This is a genomic window from Fulvimarina endophytica (assembly GCF_003403015.1).
In the GTDB taxonomy this organism is placed as follows: Bacteria; Pseudomonadota; Alphaproteobacteria; order Rhizobiales; family Rhizobiaceae; genus Fulvimarina; species Fulvimarina endophytica.
The window spans coordinates 96,151-112,908 of the sequence record NZ_QURL01000002.1 but is presented as its reverse complement, the minus strand read 5'-3'; the positions used below and the strand labels follow the sequence as shown (position 1 = coordinate 112,908).

Below are 16,758 nucleotides of genomic sequence, written 5' to 3'. Positions count from 1 at the left end.
TCAGAGGCCTACCTTCGACGGATCGATCCCGAAGGATTCGAGCCGTGCCTTGACCGCGTTTGCCGGCGCGCCTGCCGCAAGAGCGTCGTTCGCCTGTTTGATGATATCGGCATCCGAAGCGCCTTCGGGGCGGGACACCGGCGCGGTGCTTCTGCTCGGCTCCTCTTCCGTCTCGAGGCCGAGGTTCGTGCGGATGCGGATGCGGTTGCGCTCGCGCGATTCCTCGATCGCTTCTCGCGACGGGGGCACGAGACCACCGCCCAGCTCGGTATCGACGGCCTTCTCCACCATCCGCTCGACGTCGGCCGGAGTGGTCTGCTTCTCGCTCGCCCTCTTGAGGATCGTCCATGCCTCCTTCGAGTCGGTGGCGATTCCCTCACGGACGAGCCAATTGGCGGTCTGCACGTCAGCCGGATCGTTGGACTTGGATGGGGCGGACTTGATGGGGTTGCCGTCCTGATCCTTGACAGGGCGCACGGTGTCGCCATCGCGAAGCAGCGTTACGCCGTCGGAGCCGGTCATGACCTCTTCCCGACCCGCGCGCGATTCCTCACGGCGCGCTTCGCGATCGAGGCGGCTTTCTTCACGCGACAACTCGTTCTGCTCGGCTTGGAAGCCACGCGCCGTCGCGGCCTCCTTCGAACGGAAATCGCGATCGGCCTGCTCACGCTGGAGCAAGCGGCTGTGTTCGAGTTCGGAGATCGCGGCCTCGCGCCGGGCCCGCGCCTCGGCGACGATGCCCGCGCCCGCACCCTTGGCCGCACCGGCGGCGAGAAAACCGAGAAGCCCGGCCATCAGCGTTCTCCTTGCGGCATCAGGCCGCCACGGCGTTTCGGGGGGGCTTCGGACGTCGCTGGCGCCTGGGGCTGCGCCCCGGCCGCCTCGTCCTTCTGAGCGAGGTCCATGAAGAGGCGTTCGAGCTGGCCGGACTGGTCCATCTCTTGGAGCATCGCGAGATCGGCCTTCGCGGCCTCACGGTCGATGTCGCCGCTTTGCTCGAGGATCATCCGAAGCTGATCCATCGTGCGGAACATCGCGCCTTCCAGCGCATCCCGGTCCTGGCTGTAATCCTTGATCCCCGCCCGCCGCGAGAGTTCGGCGAGGTCCTCGAAGATTTCCTTGGCGCCCGCGAACGCGACATCGCCGGGGAGCTTCTGGCCGGCATCCTTCGCAGCCTTCATGACGCGCGCGATCACCATCGAGGCGGTGACGGCGAGGCCTTCGAGCGGATCGTCGCCGCCCGCGAGCATTTCAAGAACCTTCGGGATGAACTTCTTGTCGTAGACCATGAGGAAGGCCTTCGAGACGAATTTCTCGTAGAGCGCCTGCTCTTCCGGCGAGGCCGGCTGCTCTTCGGAGGTCAACATGCGCGGCTGCGGCGCTGCGCCGGCCGTTGACGGGTCGGCGGACGGCGGCGCACTATTCTCGCCCATGGGAGCCTGACGAGGGTCCATTCGTTATCTCCCGAAATGGCACGCTCGATCGGAGACTGAGCAATGCTGAGAACGATGATGTTCGTGGGGATTTTGCTTGCAGCGGGTCCTGCTTGGGCCGGCTGCTATGACTACACGGACCCGGCGGCTCTTCAGTCCGCGCCGAGAGCCGAGATCTGCGTCAGCGGAGCGTGTGAAACGACCGCCATTCAGTTCGAGTGCGGCAACGCCAATGGTGCCACGGTGGCCTACCAGAACGGCTGGCGCGTGGATTATGCCGGGGATGCGGACCCGGTCGTCACCGCGCCCGACGGTAAGCCGCTCGAAGACCGCACCGCCCTCGTCTGCCGCGATATCGACGCGGATGCGTGTCGCTTCGGCTAGAGCCTATAGGGCGCCGATGACGGCGCTCCGCTCGCACCCCATTTCTCTTCCGGCGTCGGCCGCTTCGTCGGATCGTTGAAGCCGAGATACTTCGCCGCGAACTCGGTTGCGGGCGGGGGCGGCATCGCCGGGACGTCCTCGATCACAGGATCGGTCGCCCGCTCCTTCATGCCGGAACCGATGCCGGCACGGCCCGTCTCCCGGCGCTTGGCTTCCTTCGCGGCCTGCTCGTTCGGGTCGAACGTGTTCTTGTCCCGAAGCGACAAGGCCATATCCCCGGCCGTCGGAAGTCCCAGCATTGGTGCAGCCAGGCTGTAGGCCGCAGCCGGCATCCCAAGCCCCGGTATCATGCCGACGCCGATGTCGATCGCGCCCGCGACGGCCTTGTCGACGATCGTGCGCTCGGCCGGAACCGCAGCTCGGGTCGGAGCTTGGGTCGGAGCTTGGGTCACGCTCTCACGCGGGGCAGGTTTCGGCTGCGCGGCGGGCTTCGCCAGATAGGTCTCTGCGAAGCGCTGGGCCGGCTTCGTGGTCGGCGTGGGGGCGCGGGTCGGCTGAACTGCGGGTGTGGTGACGTCCGCGATTGCTGCCGGCGCTCCTGACTTGATCCTGTCGGGGGCGATCGTCGGAGAGTAGGCGGGAGCCGCTGGCGCGGGGACCGACGATGCCATTCGGGTCGGTTCGTTCGGGGATAGCCCCATCGGCGCGGAGAGCGCGTCCAGCCGTCCGGTCAGGGCGGTGTTCTGCCTGTCCGAAAGAACCGTCTGCGTCCCGCGCATGGTCGGCGCGGGAGCCGGGGATTGCGTCGGGGCCGCGAAACTCGAAGCGGCCGGCGTCATCGCCTGGGACGAGCGGAACGAGGGCGCTGCCTCGGCCGTCATGCTCGGGCGCGACGTCGGCGAGGGAATGCCAGCTCGGCCCGGGTTCGTGGCCCTGGCGGTCGGGGTCGGGCCGATGTCGGGGGTCGCTGCCTGTGCGACGGCCGATGGAGCGCCCGCGCCGCCGCGCCGCGACGTCACGCCGTCGATCGCACCGGAGTCGACGAGACCGCGTGCCAGACCGCCGACGGTCGCACTGGAGACCGATGCCTTGTTCAGCCCGTCGCCGTCGTATCGGCCTCTGCCGGTCGGCCCCTTCAGCGCGGCCCATTCGCTCGCGAGCCGATCGTGGAACCGTTCCGGCGCGATCTCACCGTTTCGTCTGGCCTGCGCGGCTCGATTGTCGATCAGGCCGACGGCGAGTTCGTCCTGCACCGCCTTGGTGAAACGGGTCGTGTCCGGATTGATGTTCGAGCGGGCGACCTGTTCGGCGAGCGTGCCCGCGACGGTCTGATAGGCGCCGACGGCCGTCGTCGGGTGGCCGCGCGCGATCATGCCGCGCTGATAGTCCTGAACCTCGGAGATTGTCATGTCCGTGAGGTTCGCGTGCGTGGGCGCGCCTCGGCGCCCGGTCACGAGCCCATTATACGGATCGGCAACGCCGGTTCTCGGGTTCGGAGCTCTCTGCGCTTCGGCGTTGCGAATGGTGGAGAGGGCGTCGGCGATGGCGGTCTGCTTCGCCATCGACTGATCTTCGGCTTGCCGGCGCGCCTGCGCGAAGCTCTGGCCGTAATTCGTGCCCTCGGCCCGCCTCTGCGCGCCCAGCGCTGCCATGCTGGCGTCTTCCGCCGCGCGGGGCGAGGAGACGGGGCCGCGTGCGTTGCCGAGACGGCCGGCAAGATTCCTGTCCTGCGAGGGCGAAAGCCCGGTCGGTGCGGCGCGTGCGCTCTTCTCGGCGGGTTGGCCGATCGCGCGTCCGGTACCGGCGTCGACTGCGCCGCTCAATCGGCCGGCGAGGTTCGCCTCCTGGGACCGCGAAAGCGTCGACTTCGCCGAGCTGGTCGCTTCGGACCGCGAGGTTTTCCCTGTCGCCGTCTGCGTGCTTGTCCGATCGGCCTCGGCGGCCGCCCTGGCTCCACCGGCTGGCGAGGAGGCCGCCGGCCCTCTGGTGTCGCGGGAGACGTTGCCCCGATCCGATTTCGATGAGCCACCGCCCGCCGCTGCGCGCGCGCCGCCCGCAGGCGACGAGGCGGATGGTCCGACGCTCTTCGACGTGCTTCGGCTCGAGTCTCTCGACGACGATCCGACGCGGCCGCCCTTGTCGCTGCTGGAGCTGGTCGACGACTTCGACGATTCGCGCCCCGAAGACTCGCGCCCTGACGATCCAGATGATGAAGACGATGAAGACGACGACTTGCCCGAAGACGATGAGCTCGACGACTTCGACGAGCTTTTCGTGGACTTGCCCGATCCGTCGCCGCCGGGATCGCTCGCGCCGCTGCCGCCAGGGCCGATGCCGCCGCCACGAGATGACGACTTGCTCGACGACGACGAGGAAGAGGACTTGCCGGACGACGATCCTTTCGATCCGCCACTCGGAGACGAGGATCGGCCGCCGCTGTTCTCGGAACTATCGCTGCGGCTACCGCCAGTGCCGCCTCGGGAACTGCCGAGACCATGGAGCGCCATCGCCCACAAGGACCAGCGAAGGGAGGAAAGGTGCCTCATCATCATCCTTTCCCTGCCCCAGAACGCAGAAAACCCCGCAGGCGGTTGGCCTACGGGGCTTTCTGTTCATCGTGGCGGGGACGGCATTCGCGCCGCCCCCTGGCTCTCCGGGTATGAAATGCGGGGGTCGACCTAGAAGGCCGGCACCCTGTTAATTCCTGCGTAAGCCCGACCGGGTCCGGCGTCAAGTTCACGCCATCACGACGCGGCCGGCATCCTTGTCATAGGTCCAACGGGAATACTTCTCGGCCGGCGACGGACGGGCCGTATTGTCGCCCTGGAACGGCGTCTCGTAGGCCGCCGGGTTGACGTTGTAGCTGGCCTTGAGCCGCATCTCCTTTTCGAGTTCGGCGGCGCGCTGCTTGTCGTATTCCTCGGCCTGCATCTGCATCTTCCGGTCTTCACGCTTGCCCTCGTACCAAGAGCTGATGCCCTCTCCGAGGCCGGCGATGACGTTCCCGCCCGTCTCGGAGGTCAGGAAGCCCATGAGCCCGCCGCCTCCACCACCGGCCCCTGCCGCCGCCGCACCGCCGCCTGCCGCCAATGAGGAAGGCGCGGCGCTCGTCGCGCCGGTCGGGGCAAGCCCGGTTGACGTGTTCGCCGGGGCAATGCCCCCGCCGCTGTCCGCCGCAGCCCCGGTGATCCCGCCTCCCGCGCCATAGCTCGAGATGCCGCCCGTCAGCGCGCCGATCCCGCCGCCGACGAGCGCGCCCTTCGCGAATCCGCCCCCGGTCAGCGCCGAAATGCCACCACCCACGACGGCGCCGATCGCCGCCTGCCCGATCGCGCCCGTCAGGACGCGGCCGAGCGTCGAGCCGCCGAACGACGAGGCAACGCTCGTCAGGCCTCCGGACGCCATCGACTTCGCCCCGGTCGCGGCCCCGGCCGTGAAGGTCGAGGCCGCCACACCGGCGACGGCACTGGTGACACGCGCGGCGGCCGAGCCGACGGCGGTGAAGGCTTTCGTGATCCCTGAAACGATTCCACTCATCGTTCGATCTCCATGCGATAGATTTCGCCGTAATGGGTCATACCGAGGCGTTCGAGGGCGCGCCCGGCCTCTTTCGGGTCATCGCGAATGATCGCCGACGTCCCGCATTTCACCTCGAAGCAGTCGGGGGCGGACTTCGCCCATTCGACCATGGACCGCATCAGCGCGACCGGGTCGCCCGGATCGACGTCGAGAGAGGCGAGCCAGAAGATATCGGACGCCATCATGCGATCGAGGATGCCGTAGAGCCGCGACATGGTCCCGAGGATGACGCCCGAAATCCGCCCGTCCGCCTTCTCCGCGACCATGAGGAAGGTGCCGCCCAGATTGACCGATCCGTGACGCTGGATGGACTGGACGAGGAGCCGCTTCGCCTCGCGCTCGTCGAGCATCACGTCGGTCCTGGCGTAATGCGATCGACGGTGCCCCTCGTGGAGGAGGGAGACGATGCCGGCGATGTCGGCATAGGTGGCGGGGCGGACGGTCATGGGTTCACCAGTTCAGATCGACGACGTAGAGCTGCTCCACGAAATTGATCTGCTTGTCGCGCATGGCGCGGGCCGACGCCAGTTGCGCTCCGCGCGTGTTCTCGTCGAGGTTCGTGTTCGCCATGATCGCCGAATACTGGTCGGCGAACATCGTCTCCATGTTCGTGAGGAACTGAGCGGCCGCGTTGCGATCGGAGGATTTCAGGTTCCAGCCCGCGAGCTTCTCCTGAAGCGCGCGATCAAGGTTCCGCTCGTTCTGCTGATAGGCGATCTCCTGCCCCTGCATGGCGGCCTGGGTATAACGCTGTTCGCGATCGAGAGTGACCCTGGTAGCCAGATCGCGGGCGAACTGGCTCTCCTGAAGGTTTCGATCCGCCCATGCCATCCCTTCACGAGAAGCGATGTCCCGGCCCTGCATGACCTCCTGCAAAGCCCGTTCCGCCGCCGCCAGTCCCTCACGGCTGGCGATGTCGCGGATCTGCTGGCGATCGGTCGCGCCGATGCTGGCGCTCTGCATCCGCTCCTGAAGATCCCGTTCCGCCGCGGCCATCTGCTCGCGCGAGCCGATATCGCGTCCCTGCATCGCTTCTTGCAGCGCGCGATCGGCGGCGGCGAGCCCTTCGCGCGAAGCGATATCGCGGATCTGGGCCTGTTTCGTCGCATCCAGGCTGGAGTTCTGGAGCTTCTCCTGAAGCGCCCTGTCCGCTGCGGCCATTCCCTCGCGGGACGTGATGTCCCGGCCTTGGAGCGCCTCCTGCAACGCCCGGTCGGCCTCTGCCATGCCCTCGCGCGACGAGATATCCCGCCCCTGCAAAGCCTCTTGAAGCGCACGGTCGGCGGCCGCCAGACCTTCCCTCGATGCGATGTCCCTGATCTGCGCCTGCTTGGTCGCGTCGAGGTTCGAGGCGAGGAGGCGTTCCTGCAAAGCGCGGTCCTGCGCCGCCATTCCTTCGCGGGACGCAATGTCCTTGCCCTGCATCAATTCCTGCAAGGCGCGGTTCGCCGCGTCCATGCCTTCGCGAGACGCGATATCGCGGATCTGCTGCCGGTCGGCGGCGGCGATCTGGTTCGACTGCAACGCCGTGTCGAGATCCCGCTGTGCCTTCGCGAGAGCCTCGCGGGAGGCGATATCCTTGCCCTGCATGTCGCGCTGCAGACCGCGATCCAGCTCGGACTGACCGGCAAGGAACTGTTGCTGATCCTTCTGGCCTTCCATCGTGTAACGGAACTGGTCGGCCGCCATGTTCTTCTGGAACGCCTGGTTGGCGTCCTGGCTGGCGATCGGGAGCGCCTGCCGGATCATCGCATCCTGACTGGCGCCGATCGCCATCGAGGAGTTCAGAAGGCCCCGCCGGTTGGCCATCTTGAGGCCGTCGGTCTTGGCCTGCTGCATCAGGGGCGAGTCCTGCGACGTGATCGCGTTGACCTTGTCGGCGACACTGTCGTTCAGCGTCGGCGTGGTCGGCACTTTCGGCGCGGCGCCTGTCCCGGCCGCGAGACCGTTGTTCGCCGGCTTCGCGGCGGCCGGTGCGGCGCCGGCCCCGGTGGTGGCGCTGGAAAGGAGCTTCATCGGGTCGGTGGTGGTCGCCATAGTCGCGCGCCTTTCAGGGTGTCAGTTTGGGGAGACCCAGCGCCACCACCACAAAGGCGGTGCCGGCAGGCGCGTTTTCAAAGGGACCGGCCGAAAGGACCAGCGTGCCGCGTGATCGCTTCACGATGATCTTCGCCCCGGTCGCGGTGATTTCGGTCGCGGTCGCCTCAACAAATTGGTCGCCCGACCAGCCCGGTACGGGGATGACCGCTGGCGGCGCCGCGAAGGGCTTGGCGAAGTTGACCGTGACGGCCGTGCCGGCCGTGACCACCGATCCGGTGATGCGTTCGGACTGGAATTGCCCGGCCCGAAGGCTCGCGATATCGGCGCGGATCTGGGCGATCTCGGCGGCAAAGCTTCTGTCCGCCGCTTGGCCGATCGCATCGACCGATGTGAGGGCGGGTTTTCCCTCGCTGCCGACGCGAACCAGCTCCTTGCCCGTCAGGGTGTCGAGGAGGGGAAGACGCGGGGCCATCAGTCGTCCGAGGGGGCGAGGATTTCGTCGGCGCGTTCGGCTCCGAGCGTATCGACGATGATGGTGCGGAGCGCGAGATAGACCTCGCTGCCGTGAACGAAGCGCATCGTTGCGCCGATCAACTCCATCGTCCGCACATCCGAGTTCGAGATCGCCAACGAGATCAGCGATGCCTCGTCGGTCGTGCAACGCTCGAAGACGTCGTACCGGCGCGTGGTCGGTGCCGGCAGGGATGGCGGATCGGACGGAATCTCGATGACCTGATCGCCTACGAGGCGCGCCCGCCCGACGAGACCGGATGCCTTGTCGAAGAGTTCTTCGGAGACCTCCGTGAACCCCTCGACGTTCATATTGCTCGTCATGGCCTGAACGATCAGGTCGGCATCATCCGTTAGAAGCTGATGGATCATTGTCATGCGGTGAGAACCCTGATGAAGCTCGAGCTTGCGGTGGCGAAGCCATCGTTGGTGCGGGCGAAGACTTGAACGCGATATCGTGTGCCGATCCCGAGGCCGGTGAACATTTCCGTCGACGTCAGCGTCTTGAAATCGTTGGCGTTGATGATCGTCGGCATCTCGACGCCGCCTCCGAAAACCTGCCCGTTATCGAGGTTCTGGAAGACCACTTTGCAGTAGCCAAAGATCGCACCTCCGGCGCTTAGTTGGACGAAACCCGTCGCGACCATGGTGGACCCGGTCGCGGTGAAATCGACGAAGGCGAGAGGTTCTGGCGCCGGGCCGACGGGCTGCTCGGCGCGCGATGAGCTGTAGGTCTGCGGGACGGCCAGTCCGAGGATGCTGCGCGCGGCTTGGGGATTTGCAGCCTGTACGAGCGCGCGGCCCGTTTCTCCCGAGTCGGTGATCTGCACGACGGGATGTCCGTGAGCAGTCGGCGCCTTCCCGGCCAGCGCGTCCGCGATCGGCCCCGACTGCGCCAGCTCCGTCTCGGACTTGTTCGTGACGCGGTCGATCGCAAGAGCCTGCTTGACCTTCGCCTTGGGCGTCGGGCGAGCGTAATTGTCAGTCCCGAGGCCGGTCGCGTTCTGGGTCAGGAAGAAGCCGCAAGACGCACTGCCATCGTCGCCGTATTCGGTGCGCAGGAGGCGCACGGCGATATCGCCGAAGACGTCTCGGACGGCGGCCGTGTCGGCGACATTTCCCGTGCGGGCATGGTAGCCGTCGATGAAGTCGGAATCCATGCCCGACCCCGGTCCGCCATTGCCGGGATACCAGACGTCCACGCCATTGACGCGGGGTGCCGCTTTCGTGTCCCAGCGGCCTGCACGGAAGTCGTAGAAGCCATTGATGGAGCCATCATAGGTCTCCATCCCCATGCCCCACCATCCGGAAAGCTTCATGTTGAAGACGCTGTAGCTCGCGAAATCGCCATTTCCGGAGAAAAGGCCGTTGGTACTGCCATAAGGGTTCGTGATCTTCAGACCCGGAACACTGAGCATCCCGGTCATTTCGTCGCCGCCCCTGTTCACCTTGTCATTGATGCCGAGGCGGGCCTTCACGACGCCCACAGATGTCGGGCGAGCATAGTTGTCGGCGCCGGCTCCAGTTCCGTTCTGCGTCAGGAAGAAGTGCGCGCCCGTGGAGTCATCGGCGGGGAATTCGGTCCGCACCAGACGGACGTTGATATCGCCGGCGCCGTCGCGAACCGCCAAGGTGGACGGCGTTGCGCCCAAGGCCGCATGGAAGCCATCGGTATCGTCGGCACTGAGGCCAGACCCAGGGCCACCATTGCCGGCGTGCCAGATGCGGTTGCCATCACGCCGCAGATCCTGGCCGCCGTTGACCTGGATAACGCCCGTCCCTTGGAGCGTGATATCCATCCAGCCGTTCTCGACCGGATCGGACAGGACACGAGCGTTCCCGAAATAGACCGCACCGCCGCCCGCCCGGATGTTACCGTTGACGTCGAGCCTCTGTTGGGGCTCCTGCGTGCCGATGCCGACGAGTCCATCACCTCGGATCTTGAAGAACGAGAGAAAGTCCCCGCCGACGAGATCGCTGCCGGCTTCCAGAACCGTCGAGCCGACGCCGCGCCAGTTATTCTTGATCAGCAGGCCGTTTCTGCCGGCCGCGTTGATCGCGTTGTAGATGATGGCCGCCCAAGTTCCTGCGGGCTGACTGTTGCTGTCCGGATTGGTTCCCGTCTTCACGACGAGACGGCTGAAAGCTCCCGCCATCCAGTCCCGCAACTGCCCGAGGCTGAAACGCCATTGGGTGCCGGACTTGCGCAGGTTGAGGAGATCGCCCTCCTCGAAGGTGCCCGACGCGCCATTCAGCGACGACCAGTCGGTGACGAGATATCCATCCTTCGATGCCAAGCCCGGACCGGTATTGCCGGCATCCCAGATGACCTGACCGTTGCGAAGAAAATGGCTGCCACCGTCGACGTTGACCGTGCCGGTGCCAAGCTGTGCGAGCTGCAAGTTGCCGTTTGCGCCTGGTCCTCGGCCCAGCCGTGCGCTGTAATCGCCGCTGCCGTCTGCAGCGTGGAGATCGATATAGGCAGGACGATCGCCCGCCCCATCTGCATTGACTTCGAGACCTTCAACACTGCTGACCCGTTGTTGAAAGAAGTTATCCAGCCAGTCGCGAAGCTGCCAGAGCCGGAAGCGCCACTGGCTTCCGCTCTTGCGGAGGTTCAGCTCGTCGTTGTCGTCGAACGTCCCGGCCGCAGCATTGAGCGTCGACCAGTCCGTCGCGATCGTCCGATCGACGTTCACGGCGCCATCGGCCAAGAGGCCGGCGCCAGCGGTCACGCGGCCAACGCCGAGAGCGGCGCGCGCGCCCTCTGTGGTGGACGCGCCAGTTCCGCCATGCTCGATCGCGAGATCCGTGCCGAGCGCCATGCCGCCGGCGAGGACCATATCGCCGTTCTTCGAGATCTTGGCCCGGTTCTCGCCCCCGACCTGCAGGCTGAGTAGCAGCGAGTCCGCAGCCGAGGCCGCGTCCGACACGTTCATTCCGATGGCGGTGAACGTCGTGAACGCGCTCGACCAGACATCGGTCATGTCGTGAATAGGCTGGGTCGCCATGATGACCTCCCTTATCGAAGCTGGCGGCGCGCCGCGTAGAACATCGTCAGCGCAGCGAGGGTGTGGGGATCTTCGGTTGTGTGGTCCGACACGATGGTCAGGGCGATGTTTCGCCCGAGGCCGGACAGATCGTCGGCGTGGATTTCGCCGGACATCGCGACCGTCCAGTCGATGCTGCCATAGGGCGCATCGGCCGGGTTGGAGAGCAAGGACCCGGCCGGGATGGCGTAGGACCGCAGCTCGCCGGCAAGGTTGTCGCCCATGCTGTAATCGACCGCGTAGGCGATCCCGATCGACATCGGCGAAAGGCTGTCCGTCTCGATGCGGGCGGACTGGAACCGCTTCTCGAGCATCGGCTGGCGTTCGCTGTTCCAGGCGAGGCGCACATAGGCCGGCACGGACGCGCCATCGAAGGACGGGCCCTTGTCGAGCTCGTAGACGTAGCCGTCGGTCGATCCGACGAACATGCGTTCGCCTTCGCCCTCGCGGAACTCGCCCGAACACGCGGAGAAGACCGGCGTCGGGAAGCGGATCGGCATGATCTCCGGAGCTTCGCGGCCGAGGTAGAGGATGATGCCGGACCCGTCGTTCCAGAACAGGCGGACTTGGTCCTTCGCCTTGGCGACGAGGGACGCGGCCACGGCTACGCCGGCATCACGTTTCGCGCGGAACAGCGGTTCGACCAGTTGGGAGAGCGTGCCGAGCGTCCAATCGCCGAAGGCGGCCGTCGTGGACAGCTTCCGGAGGCCGCCCTCGTCGAGGTAGATCGGCGTCTCGCCGCCCTGCTGGGTCGACCAGCGGGCCGCGCCGGCCGCGTCCGAGATCGGCCGCATCTCGAACGTGTCCTGATCCGTGCCGACCAGATACTCGATGCGGGACTGGCCGAAGATGACGAGCGACGTCGAGACCGACGAGAGGAGCCCGGTCGGGGCCGTACCGAAACCGATCTCGCCGGCACCGGACGAGGTCCGGAAGTCGAGCGGTTCGCCGACGCCCGAGTGCATCAGAGAGCCGGCGTCGAACGTCAGGAACAGGTGGTTGCTGTATTGGCCGATATGGGCCGGGCGATCGTATTCGCCGCGGGCGATGATGGTCGCGCCGGTGCGTGAGACGATCGTGGCGTTCGCCCGGGTGACGATCGCGACGACGTCGTCGAGCGTGCCCGCCTGATTGCCCGTCTCGATCGGGTGATAGGTCTCGCCGTCGAACTCGAACGCCTTGCCGACACCGTTCGCGCCGTAGAGGCGACGGCGCCGCGCCGCGCCGTAGAAATTGTGCGCCATCAGGTCATAGCGGCCGCCGGGCGAGATGGTGATCGGCTCGATCGTCCGCGCGTTCACGCGCCCGCCCTGCACGTCCGTCACGGCTTCCTGCGTGAACTCCCCGACGATATCGGACAGGACGAGGTAGCCCGCCGCCGAGCCGTCCCAGACGCCGGACTGGACGACGACGCGCCGGACGATCGCGCTCGCGGACGAGGTCTCGCCGACGAGTGCATTGCCCTCGACGATCTCCACGGAGCCGCCGGTGAAACGCATGACGTGGCCCGGCATGATCCGGCGCCATCCGGTCATCGTCGAGCGCCACATCGCGCCCTGGCCGTCCTCGTTGTCGCGGAAGGCGTAGAGTGCGCCGGCATAGACATAGACGCCGCGCACCGGACCGATGCCAGGCACCTTTCTGATGGCCGCGCGACGGGCGGCGATGTCTTGGGCGTTTGCGCCGAGAGACGGAGAGGGCCGACCGTCGAACCGCTCATATCCGCCGATGCGCCGATATCCCCGCGCCTCGGGCTCGTAGTTCATGGCGGCGATCGCCCGTCCCGCCGGCATTGCCATGGCCGGGGTGATGAGATCGAGCCCGCCCCTCAACAAGACGGATGAGGGACGGAGCACCATCAGCAGAAACCTTCCGCCACGCGAATGACCGGCAACTGCTCGCGCTCAAGCTGGCTGAACCCGCGAAGCTGGCGGAGCTGGTAGAGTGCCAGTGTCGGTGCGGCCTCGTCGTGCGTGGCAAGCAGGACAAGGGCCGTTTCGACGATGACGTCGTGGTGATGCGCCGGCATATCCGGCACGTCGGCATTACTCACCAGCTCCTGAGGAGCGAGCCGATAGGGCGCTCGAAACAGGAACGCGCGGGTCGGGCGCGGATGAAGGATGATCGCGCCGCGCGGGCTGATTGTGAACGAATGGGGGCGATCCCCTCCGAGCGATGTCCCGAGAAGCGAGAGATACGCGCGATAGTCCATGAACCGGAGGCGCGATGCCTGACCGGTTGAGGGATCGAGCAGGTGGAATCGGTCTTCGCGATCGTCGCCCGTGCATTCCCATTCGCGAAACCGGGTGATGCCGAGAGATGGCGCATCGTACTGCGCCTTGCCGGCGACGATCGTCCCGTCGAGAAGAACGTCGCGCAGCCAGCCCCAATCGCGGTTGGCGTTCTGGATCTGGCGGTAGGCGTCGTTCGTCCACCGCACGATCTTTCCGATCCGGTCGTTGGTGTTCTCGACGGTGGTGATCTGCGAGCCGGCGACGGTCCCCGACTCCGAGCCGACTTTTCGCGCGAGGTCGAGGAACGTCGGCATCGGATCAGTAGGCCCGGATTACCGAGAAGGGGTAGATATGGACCTCTTCCTTGCCGATGATCTTCTGGTTCTCGTCCTTCGTGAAGACGGTCTTCTTCGCGTTGTCGAGGACGCGGACGTACTTCACCGGGACGTCGACTTCGATGCCGCGCATCACGCGGGCAACCCGACCATTAACACCGATCGGAACGGCGTCCGTACCGCCCGGCACGCCTTCCTGCTTCGGGATGACGATGCGAACGGTACGTTCGTCGTCCATTTCGGCGATCTGGGCATCGGTCGGGTTCTCGACCGGCTCCACTTCCTCTTCGACCTCGAATTCGGTCTCGGAGAAGCCGGCTTCGGCGATCTTCGCCTTGAGCTGGGCCTTGGTCGGGGTGCCCTCGATTTCGAGGCCGAGGGTCTGGGTCGCGAGCATCATGAGCTGGGCGACGGTGGCATCGGTCATCTTGACCTTGGTGGTATCGGTCATGGGTTCGCTTCCTGATGGTTGAGGGGCATTCCGCCTTTCTGCACCGGCGATCGGTGCAGAAAGATCGAAGGCCGGTGCAGAAAGGCCGCCGCGAGAGATCCCGCGACGGCCGAGTTTGATGAGAGTTTGACGGACCCTGTGCGCCTTAGAGCTCGCTCGACGCGACCTCGAGACGAGCCATCCAGAGCTGGTTGAGGATGAGAGCGACGTGCCACATCTTCCAGCCGACGGTGCCGCGCTGGGCGAGTGGGTCCGACTTCTCCGCCTTGCCGACCGGGATGATGACCGGAGAGATGGCGCCGGGCCCCTTGAGCGGAACGATGCCCCAGGCTTCGCGACCGAAGTAGAGGATCGGGTAGACGTCCGCGTTGGCCCCACCCTGGGAGACCATGTTGCCCTTCGCACCACCGGCGTTGATGAACGGGTCGAGGTCGGGCGACAGGATGTAGCGAACATCTTCCACACGTCCGATCTCGTGCTCGCACAGCAGGGTGCGCGTGCCGTATTCCGACGTAGGGATGAAGCCGGGCAGGCCACGAATGTCGCTTTCGAGATCCGTGTGACCGACGGCGACGTACGCCGCCTCGACCGGCTTGGTGCCGATCTTGATCGAGGCGTCGAGGATGTTCGAGACCTTCTGCGCCTTTTGCGCCTTCAGCGTGCGGGTGATGGCGCGCTGCTTGGCGAGAGAGATCGGGGTGTTCACCACGTTGCGGGCGGCGCCGTTGGCATAGAAGACGTTCGTGCCGGCACGCAGGACGGCGTAGTTGAGCGCCTCCTTGGTGCGGCCGATGTTCTCGCCGTGCATCAGGGTGAGATCGTTGAGGACCGGGTCCTCGTGGGTGTCCTCGATGACGTCGGTGATCGAGGACCAGTCGCCGTACTGCGAGAGCGTCGCGCTGACGTCCTCGTAGCCGAAGTTGCGTTCACCGGGGGTGACGCCTTCGGTCAGCGGGGTGGTTGCCTCGGCGAACGGGATCGGACGACGAAACTTGATCGTCAGCGACTTGTTCTTCGGCATCGGCCGGACGAGGGGTCCGGTCTTTTCGAGAACGACGACGGCTTCCGCGTGCTTGAGCATCTGCCGTTCGGCATAGACGTTCGTGCGCTGCGAGATGCCCGCCTGATTGGACGTAATCATTGATCTGAACCTTCTGGATCAGAGTAAAGGGAGGGGTTCGGGTCTGCCGATGCGGTCAGCGCGCAGCCGCCTGTGCGGCTTCCGCCCGTTCGAACGCATCCCAAATCTCGTCGCGGTCGCCTTCCTCGGGGATGCCCGAAGAGGCCGGCCGGCGAGAGGCGCGGGAGGGGTTCGCGGTGGACTGGAGCTGGCGTTGACGCCGCGCATCGAGCGAAGGCTTACCGGTCTGGGTCGCGGCGGCCGCAGCGGCCTCTCCCATTCCAAGAAACGCCTTGTAGAGGCTGGCGACGTTCGAGGCCTCGGCGGCATTGACGATGGTCTGGGCGTTGCGGGCGAAGGCATCGCGGACCGCTTTCGGCTGGTCATCGACCCATGCCGTGAAGCGCCCTGCGTCCTGTCTCACAACCTCCTCGAAATCGGGATGCTGCTGGCTGAACTCGTCGGCCTCGGTCTGGAGAAATTCCGAAAGCTCGGTCTGGGCGGCGCTGCGGCGGCCTTCCTCTGCTTCGGCAAGCGTTGCGACGTCTCCCTGCACCGCTGCGAGCGCCTGCTGTAGGGGCCCTGCGATCTCGGGATAGTCTTCCTTGAGGGAGGCCAGAGACGTCTCCAGTGTCGGTCGATCGCCCGACGCTGGCTGACGCGGCTGTGCCGCCTTCACAAGCTCGTCGTACCGCCGTTGTGTGGCGGTGTACCGGCCGTTCGCGGATCGCTCCTTCTGGGCGAGCTTCGCGTTATCGGCCCTCATCTGTTCGAATGCGGCGCGGTGCGTTTCGGGGACGCCCGACCAGTCGAGATCCTGCACCGCCGCCTCGGCGGTCGCGGTGTGTTCGACGGCGCCGACTTCGTCGGCCGTCGCCTGGGGCTCTCCATCACCGTCAGCCGGCAAATCATCTTCGGCGTCCGCGCCGAAACCGTCGGCGGCTGCATCCGCGTCCGGATCGGCCGTAGTCAGGCCCTCGCTGGCGTCGAACTCGTCCCACAGGGCATCGGTGTCGTCGATCTCGACGGCTTCCGGTTCGACGGCTTCCGGTTCGACGGCGGCGTTCGGCTCTTGTCCCTGGACGGTCATGGTGGGCTCCTGTCAGGCAGCGCGCACGAAAAAGGCCCCGGTGGATTGCCGGGGCCGTGTGCAGGCGTGGAAGATTGATAAGGGGTGGGTCAGTAGGTCGGCGCGTCGCCGACGATCGGGGGTGTGGGCGTACCGAGCGCCAGGATCTCGCGCATGGCCGCAACCCGTCCGCGCTCGAACTGCGTCACGTCGTGCGCGGTCGCAAGCTCAAGACGATCCCGCGATTCCCCGATCTTCGTCTCGACGTGCTTCTTCACGGCGCCCCAGGTCGGGCTGGTCGGATCAACGCTCACTGATGGTTTCCGTGACAGTGTGCGTGAACTTCGGCCTGGCGCGATAGACCAAGATCGCACCGAAAAGCATGACCGCAACAGACGACCAGACCCAACCTGATGAGAACAGGAAGTAGCCTGAGGTACCAGCGAGGCCGACGACCGACAGGTAGAAGGCGATGAAGACCGCGAGGATCGACACGTTCATCGCACAATCTCCGCGAGCGCGCCCATGATCGCCGTCGACGCGCGAAGCCACG

At 66.1% G+C, this 16,758-nt stretch carries 18 protein-coding genes; 2 read left to right on the top strand and 16 right to left on the bottom strand.

What is annotated here, in order from left to right:
- Entirely contained in the window at positions 1 to 795 is a 795-nt protein-coding gene (locus DYI37_RS03945) for a hypothetical protein (RefSeq protein WP_116681924.1), read from the bottom strand.
- Positions 795 to 1,367, bottom strand: a complete 573-nt coding sequence (locus tag DYI37_RS03940; protein WP_147307874.1) for a hypothetical protein — start codon at positions 1,365 to 1,367, stop codon at positions 795 to 797. The genes DYI37_RS03945 and DYI37_RS03940 overlap by 1 nt, the downstream gene beginning before the upstream one ends.
- A gap of 150 nt (positions 1,368 to 1,517) precedes the next feature.
- Between DYI37_RS03940 and DYI37_RS03935 the strand changes: the two genes are divergently transcribed.
- Positions 1,518 to 1,817: a hypothetical protein gene (locus DYI37_RS03935; protein WP_147307873.1), complete on the top strand. Its 300-nt coding sequence runs from the start codon at positions 1,518 to 1,520 to the stop codon at positions 1,815 to 1,817.
- On the opposite strand, the gene DYI37_RS03930 is transcribed toward DYI37_RS03935, so the two are convergent.
- A complete protein-coding gene (locus DYI37_RS03930) occupies positions 1,814 to 3,469 on the bottom strand; it encodes a lysozyme family protein (protein WP_116681921.1) in 1,656 nt (551 codons plus the stop codon). The two genes, DYI37_RS03935 and DYI37_RS03930, sit on opposite strands and share 4 nt — an antisense overlap.
- On the opposite strand from DYI37_RS03930, the gene DYI37_RS03925 reads away from it, so the two are divergent.
- A complete protein-coding gene (locus DYI37_RS03925; RefSeq protein WP_147307872.1) occupies positions 3,468 to 4,499 on the top strand; it encodes a hypothetical protein in 1,032 nt (343 codons plus the stop codon). The genes DYI37_RS03930 and DYI37_RS03925 overlap by 2 nt on opposite strands.
- Positions 4,500 to 4,553: 54 nt before the next feature.
- Here DYI37_RS03925 and DYI37_RS19895 read toward each other — a convergent pair whose 3' ends face one another.
- From DYI37_RS19895 to DYI37_RS03860, 13 genes are all read right to left on the bottom strand, one after another.
- Positions 4,554 to 5,354 carry a TrbL/VirB6 family protein gene (locus DYI37_RS19895; RefSeq protein WP_158555075.1) on the bottom strand — a complete coding sequence of 267 codons (801 nt, stop codon included), beginning with the start codon at positions 5,352 to 5,354 and terminating at the stop codon, positions 4,554 to 4,556.
- A complete protein-coding gene (locus DYI37_RS03915) occupies positions 5,351 to 5,842 on the bottom strand; it encodes a GNAT family N-acetyltransferase (protein ID WP_116681919.1) in 492 nt (163 codons plus the stop codon). Before DYI37_RS03915 ends, DYI37_RS19895 begins: the two co-directional genes overlap by 4 nt.
- Before the next feature lie 4 nt (positions 5,843 to 5,846).
- Positions 5,847 to 7,433, bottom strand: a complete 1,587-nt coding sequence (locus DYI37_RS03910; RefSeq protein ID WP_116681918.1) for a coiled-coil domain-containing protein — start codon at positions 7,431 to 7,433, stop codon at positions 5,847 to 5,849.
- A gap of 13 nt (positions 7,434 to 7,446) precedes the next feature.
- A complete protein-coding gene (locus DYI37_RS03905) occupies positions 7,447 to 7,908 on the bottom strand; it encodes an H-type lectin domain-containing protein (protein ID WP_116681917.1) in 462 nt (153 codons plus the stop codon).
- Entirely contained in the window at positions 7,908 to 8,324 is a 417-nt protein-coding gene (locus tag DYI37_RS03900; RefSeq protein WP_147307871.1) for a hypothetical protein, read from the bottom strand. The genes DYI37_RS03905 and DYI37_RS03900 overlap by 1 nt, the downstream gene beginning before the upstream one ends.
- Positions 8,321 to 10,879, bottom strand: a complete 2,559-nt coding sequence (locus DYI37_RS03895; RefSeq protein WP_210209327.1) for a hypothetical protein — start codon at positions 10,877 to 10,879, stop codon at positions 8,321 to 8,323. Before DYI37_RS03895 ends, DYI37_RS03900 begins: the two co-directional genes overlap by 4 nt.
- An 89-nt stretch (positions 10,880 to 10,968) precedes the next feature.
- Positions 10,969 to 12,855 carry a hypothetical protein gene (locus tag DYI37_RS03890; protein ID WP_116681914.1) on the bottom strand — a complete coding sequence of 629 codons (1,887 nt, stop codon included), beginning with the start codon at positions 12,853 to 12,855 and terminating at the stop codon, positions 10,969 to 10,971.
- On the bottom strand, positions 12,855 to 13,544 hold the full coding sequence (locus DYI37_RS03885; RefSeq protein WP_116681913.1) for a phage adaptor protein: 690 nt from the start codon (positions 13,542 to 13,544) through the stop codon (positions 12,855 to 12,857). The genes DYI37_RS03890 and DYI37_RS03885 overlap by 1 nt, the downstream gene beginning before the upstream one ends.
- A gap of 4 nt (positions 13,545 to 13,548) precedes the next feature.
- Positions 13,549 to 14,016 carry a hypothetical protein gene (locus DYI37_RS03880; RefSeq protein ID WP_116681912.1) on the bottom strand — a complete coding sequence of 156 codons (468 nt, stop codon included), beginning with the start codon at positions 14,014 to 14,016 and terminating at the stop codon, positions 13,549 to 13,551.
- A 145-nt stretch (positions 14,017 to 14,161) separates the two neighbouring features.
- Positions 14,162 to 15,157 carry a N4-gp56 family major capsid protein gene (locus tag DYI37_RS03875; RefSeq protein ID WP_116681911.1) on the bottom strand — a complete coding sequence of 332 codons (996 nt, stop codon included), beginning with the start codon at positions 15,155 to 15,157 and terminating at the stop codon, positions 14,162 to 14,164.
- 55 nt (positions 15,158 to 15,212) lie between these two features.
- A complete protein-coding gene (locus DYI37_RS03870) occupies positions 15,213 to 16,226 on the bottom strand; it encodes a hypothetical protein (RefSeq protein ID WP_116681910.1) in 1,014 nt (337 codons plus the stop codon).
- 89 nt (positions 16,227 to 16,315) lie between these two features.
- On the bottom strand, positions 16,316 to 16,519 hold the full coding sequence (locus tag DYI37_RS03865) for a hypothetical protein (RefSeq protein ID WP_116681909.1): 204 nt from the start codon (positions 16,517 to 16,519) through the stop codon (positions 16,316 to 16,318).
- Positions 16,509 to 16,706 (bottom strand): hypothetical protein, encoded by a 198-nt coding sequence (locus DYI37_RS03860; RefSeq protein ID WP_116681908.1) that lies wholly within the window; start codon positions 16,704 to 16,706, stop codon positions 16,509 to 16,511. Before DYI37_RS03860 ends, DYI37_RS03865 begins: the two co-directional genes overlap by 11 nt.
- Positions 16,707 to 16,758 lie beyond the last annotated feature (52 nt).

Excerpts from the sequence above, each read along its gene's own strand:
- DYI37_RS03860 (WP_116681908.1), bottom strand. The coding sequence starts at position 16,706 with ATGAACGTGTCGATCCTCGCGGTCTTCATCGCCTTCTACCTGTCGGTC.
- DYI37_RS03900 (WP_147307871.1), bottom strand. The coding sequence starts at position 8,324 with ATGACAATGATCCATCAGCTTCTAACGGATGATGCCGACCTGATCGTT.
- DYI37_RS03875 (WP_116681911.1), bottom strand. The coding sequence starts at position 15,157 with ATGATTACGTCCAATCAGGCGGGCATCTCGCAGCGCACGAACGTCTAT.
- DYI37_RS03930 (WP_116681921.1), bottom strand. The coding sequence starts at position 3,469 with ATGGCAGCGCTGGGCGCGCAGAGGCGGGCCGAGGGCACGAATTACGGC.
- DYI37_RS03880 (WP_116681912.1), bottom strand. The coding sequence starts at position 14,016 with ATGACCGATACCACCAAGGTCAAGATGACCGATGCCACCGTCGCCCAG.
- DYI37_RS03945 (WP_116681924.1), bottom strand. The coding sequence starts at position 795 with ATGGCCGGGCTTCTCGGTTTTCTCGCCGCCGGTGCGGCCAAGGGTGCG.
- DYI37_RS03885 (WP_116681913.1), bottom strand. The coding sequence starts at position 13,544 with ATGCCGACGTTCCTCGACCTCGCGCGAAAAGTCGGCTCGGAGTCGGGG.
- DYI37_RS03925 (WP_147307872.1), top strand. The coding sequence starts at position 3,468 with ATGCTGGCGTCTTCCGCCGCGCGGGGCGAGGAGACGGGGCCGCGTGCG.
- DYI37_RS03940 (WP_147307874.1), bottom strand. The coding sequence starts at position 1,367 with ATGTTGACCTCCGAAGAGCAGCCGGCCTCGCCGGAAGAGCAGGCGCTC.
- DYI37_RS03870 (WP_116681910.1), bottom strand. The coding sequence starts at position 16,226 with ATGACCGTCCAGGGACAAGAGCCGAACGCCGCCGTCGAACCGGAAGCC.
- DYI37_RS03890 (WP_116681914.1), bottom strand. The coding sequence starts at position 12,855 with ATGGTGCTCCGTCCCTCATCCGTCTTGTTGAGGGGCGGGCTCGATCTC.
- DYI37_RS03915 (WP_116681919.1), bottom strand. The coding sequence starts at position 5,842 with ATGACCGTCCGCCCCGCCACCTATGCCGACATCGCCGGCATCGTCTCC.
- DYI37_RS19895 (WP_158555075.1), bottom strand. The coding sequence starts at position 5,354 with ATGAGTGGAATCGTTTCAGGGATCACGAAAGCCTTCACCGCCGTCGGC.
- DYI37_RS03905 (WP_116681917.1), bottom strand. The coding sequence starts at position 7,908 with ATGGCCCCGCGTCTTCCCCTCCTCGACACCCTGACGGGCAAGGAGCTG.
- DYI37_RS03910 (WP_116681918.1), bottom strand. The coding sequence starts at position 7,433 with ATGGCGACCACCACCGACCCGATGAAGCTCCTTTCCAGCGCCACCACC.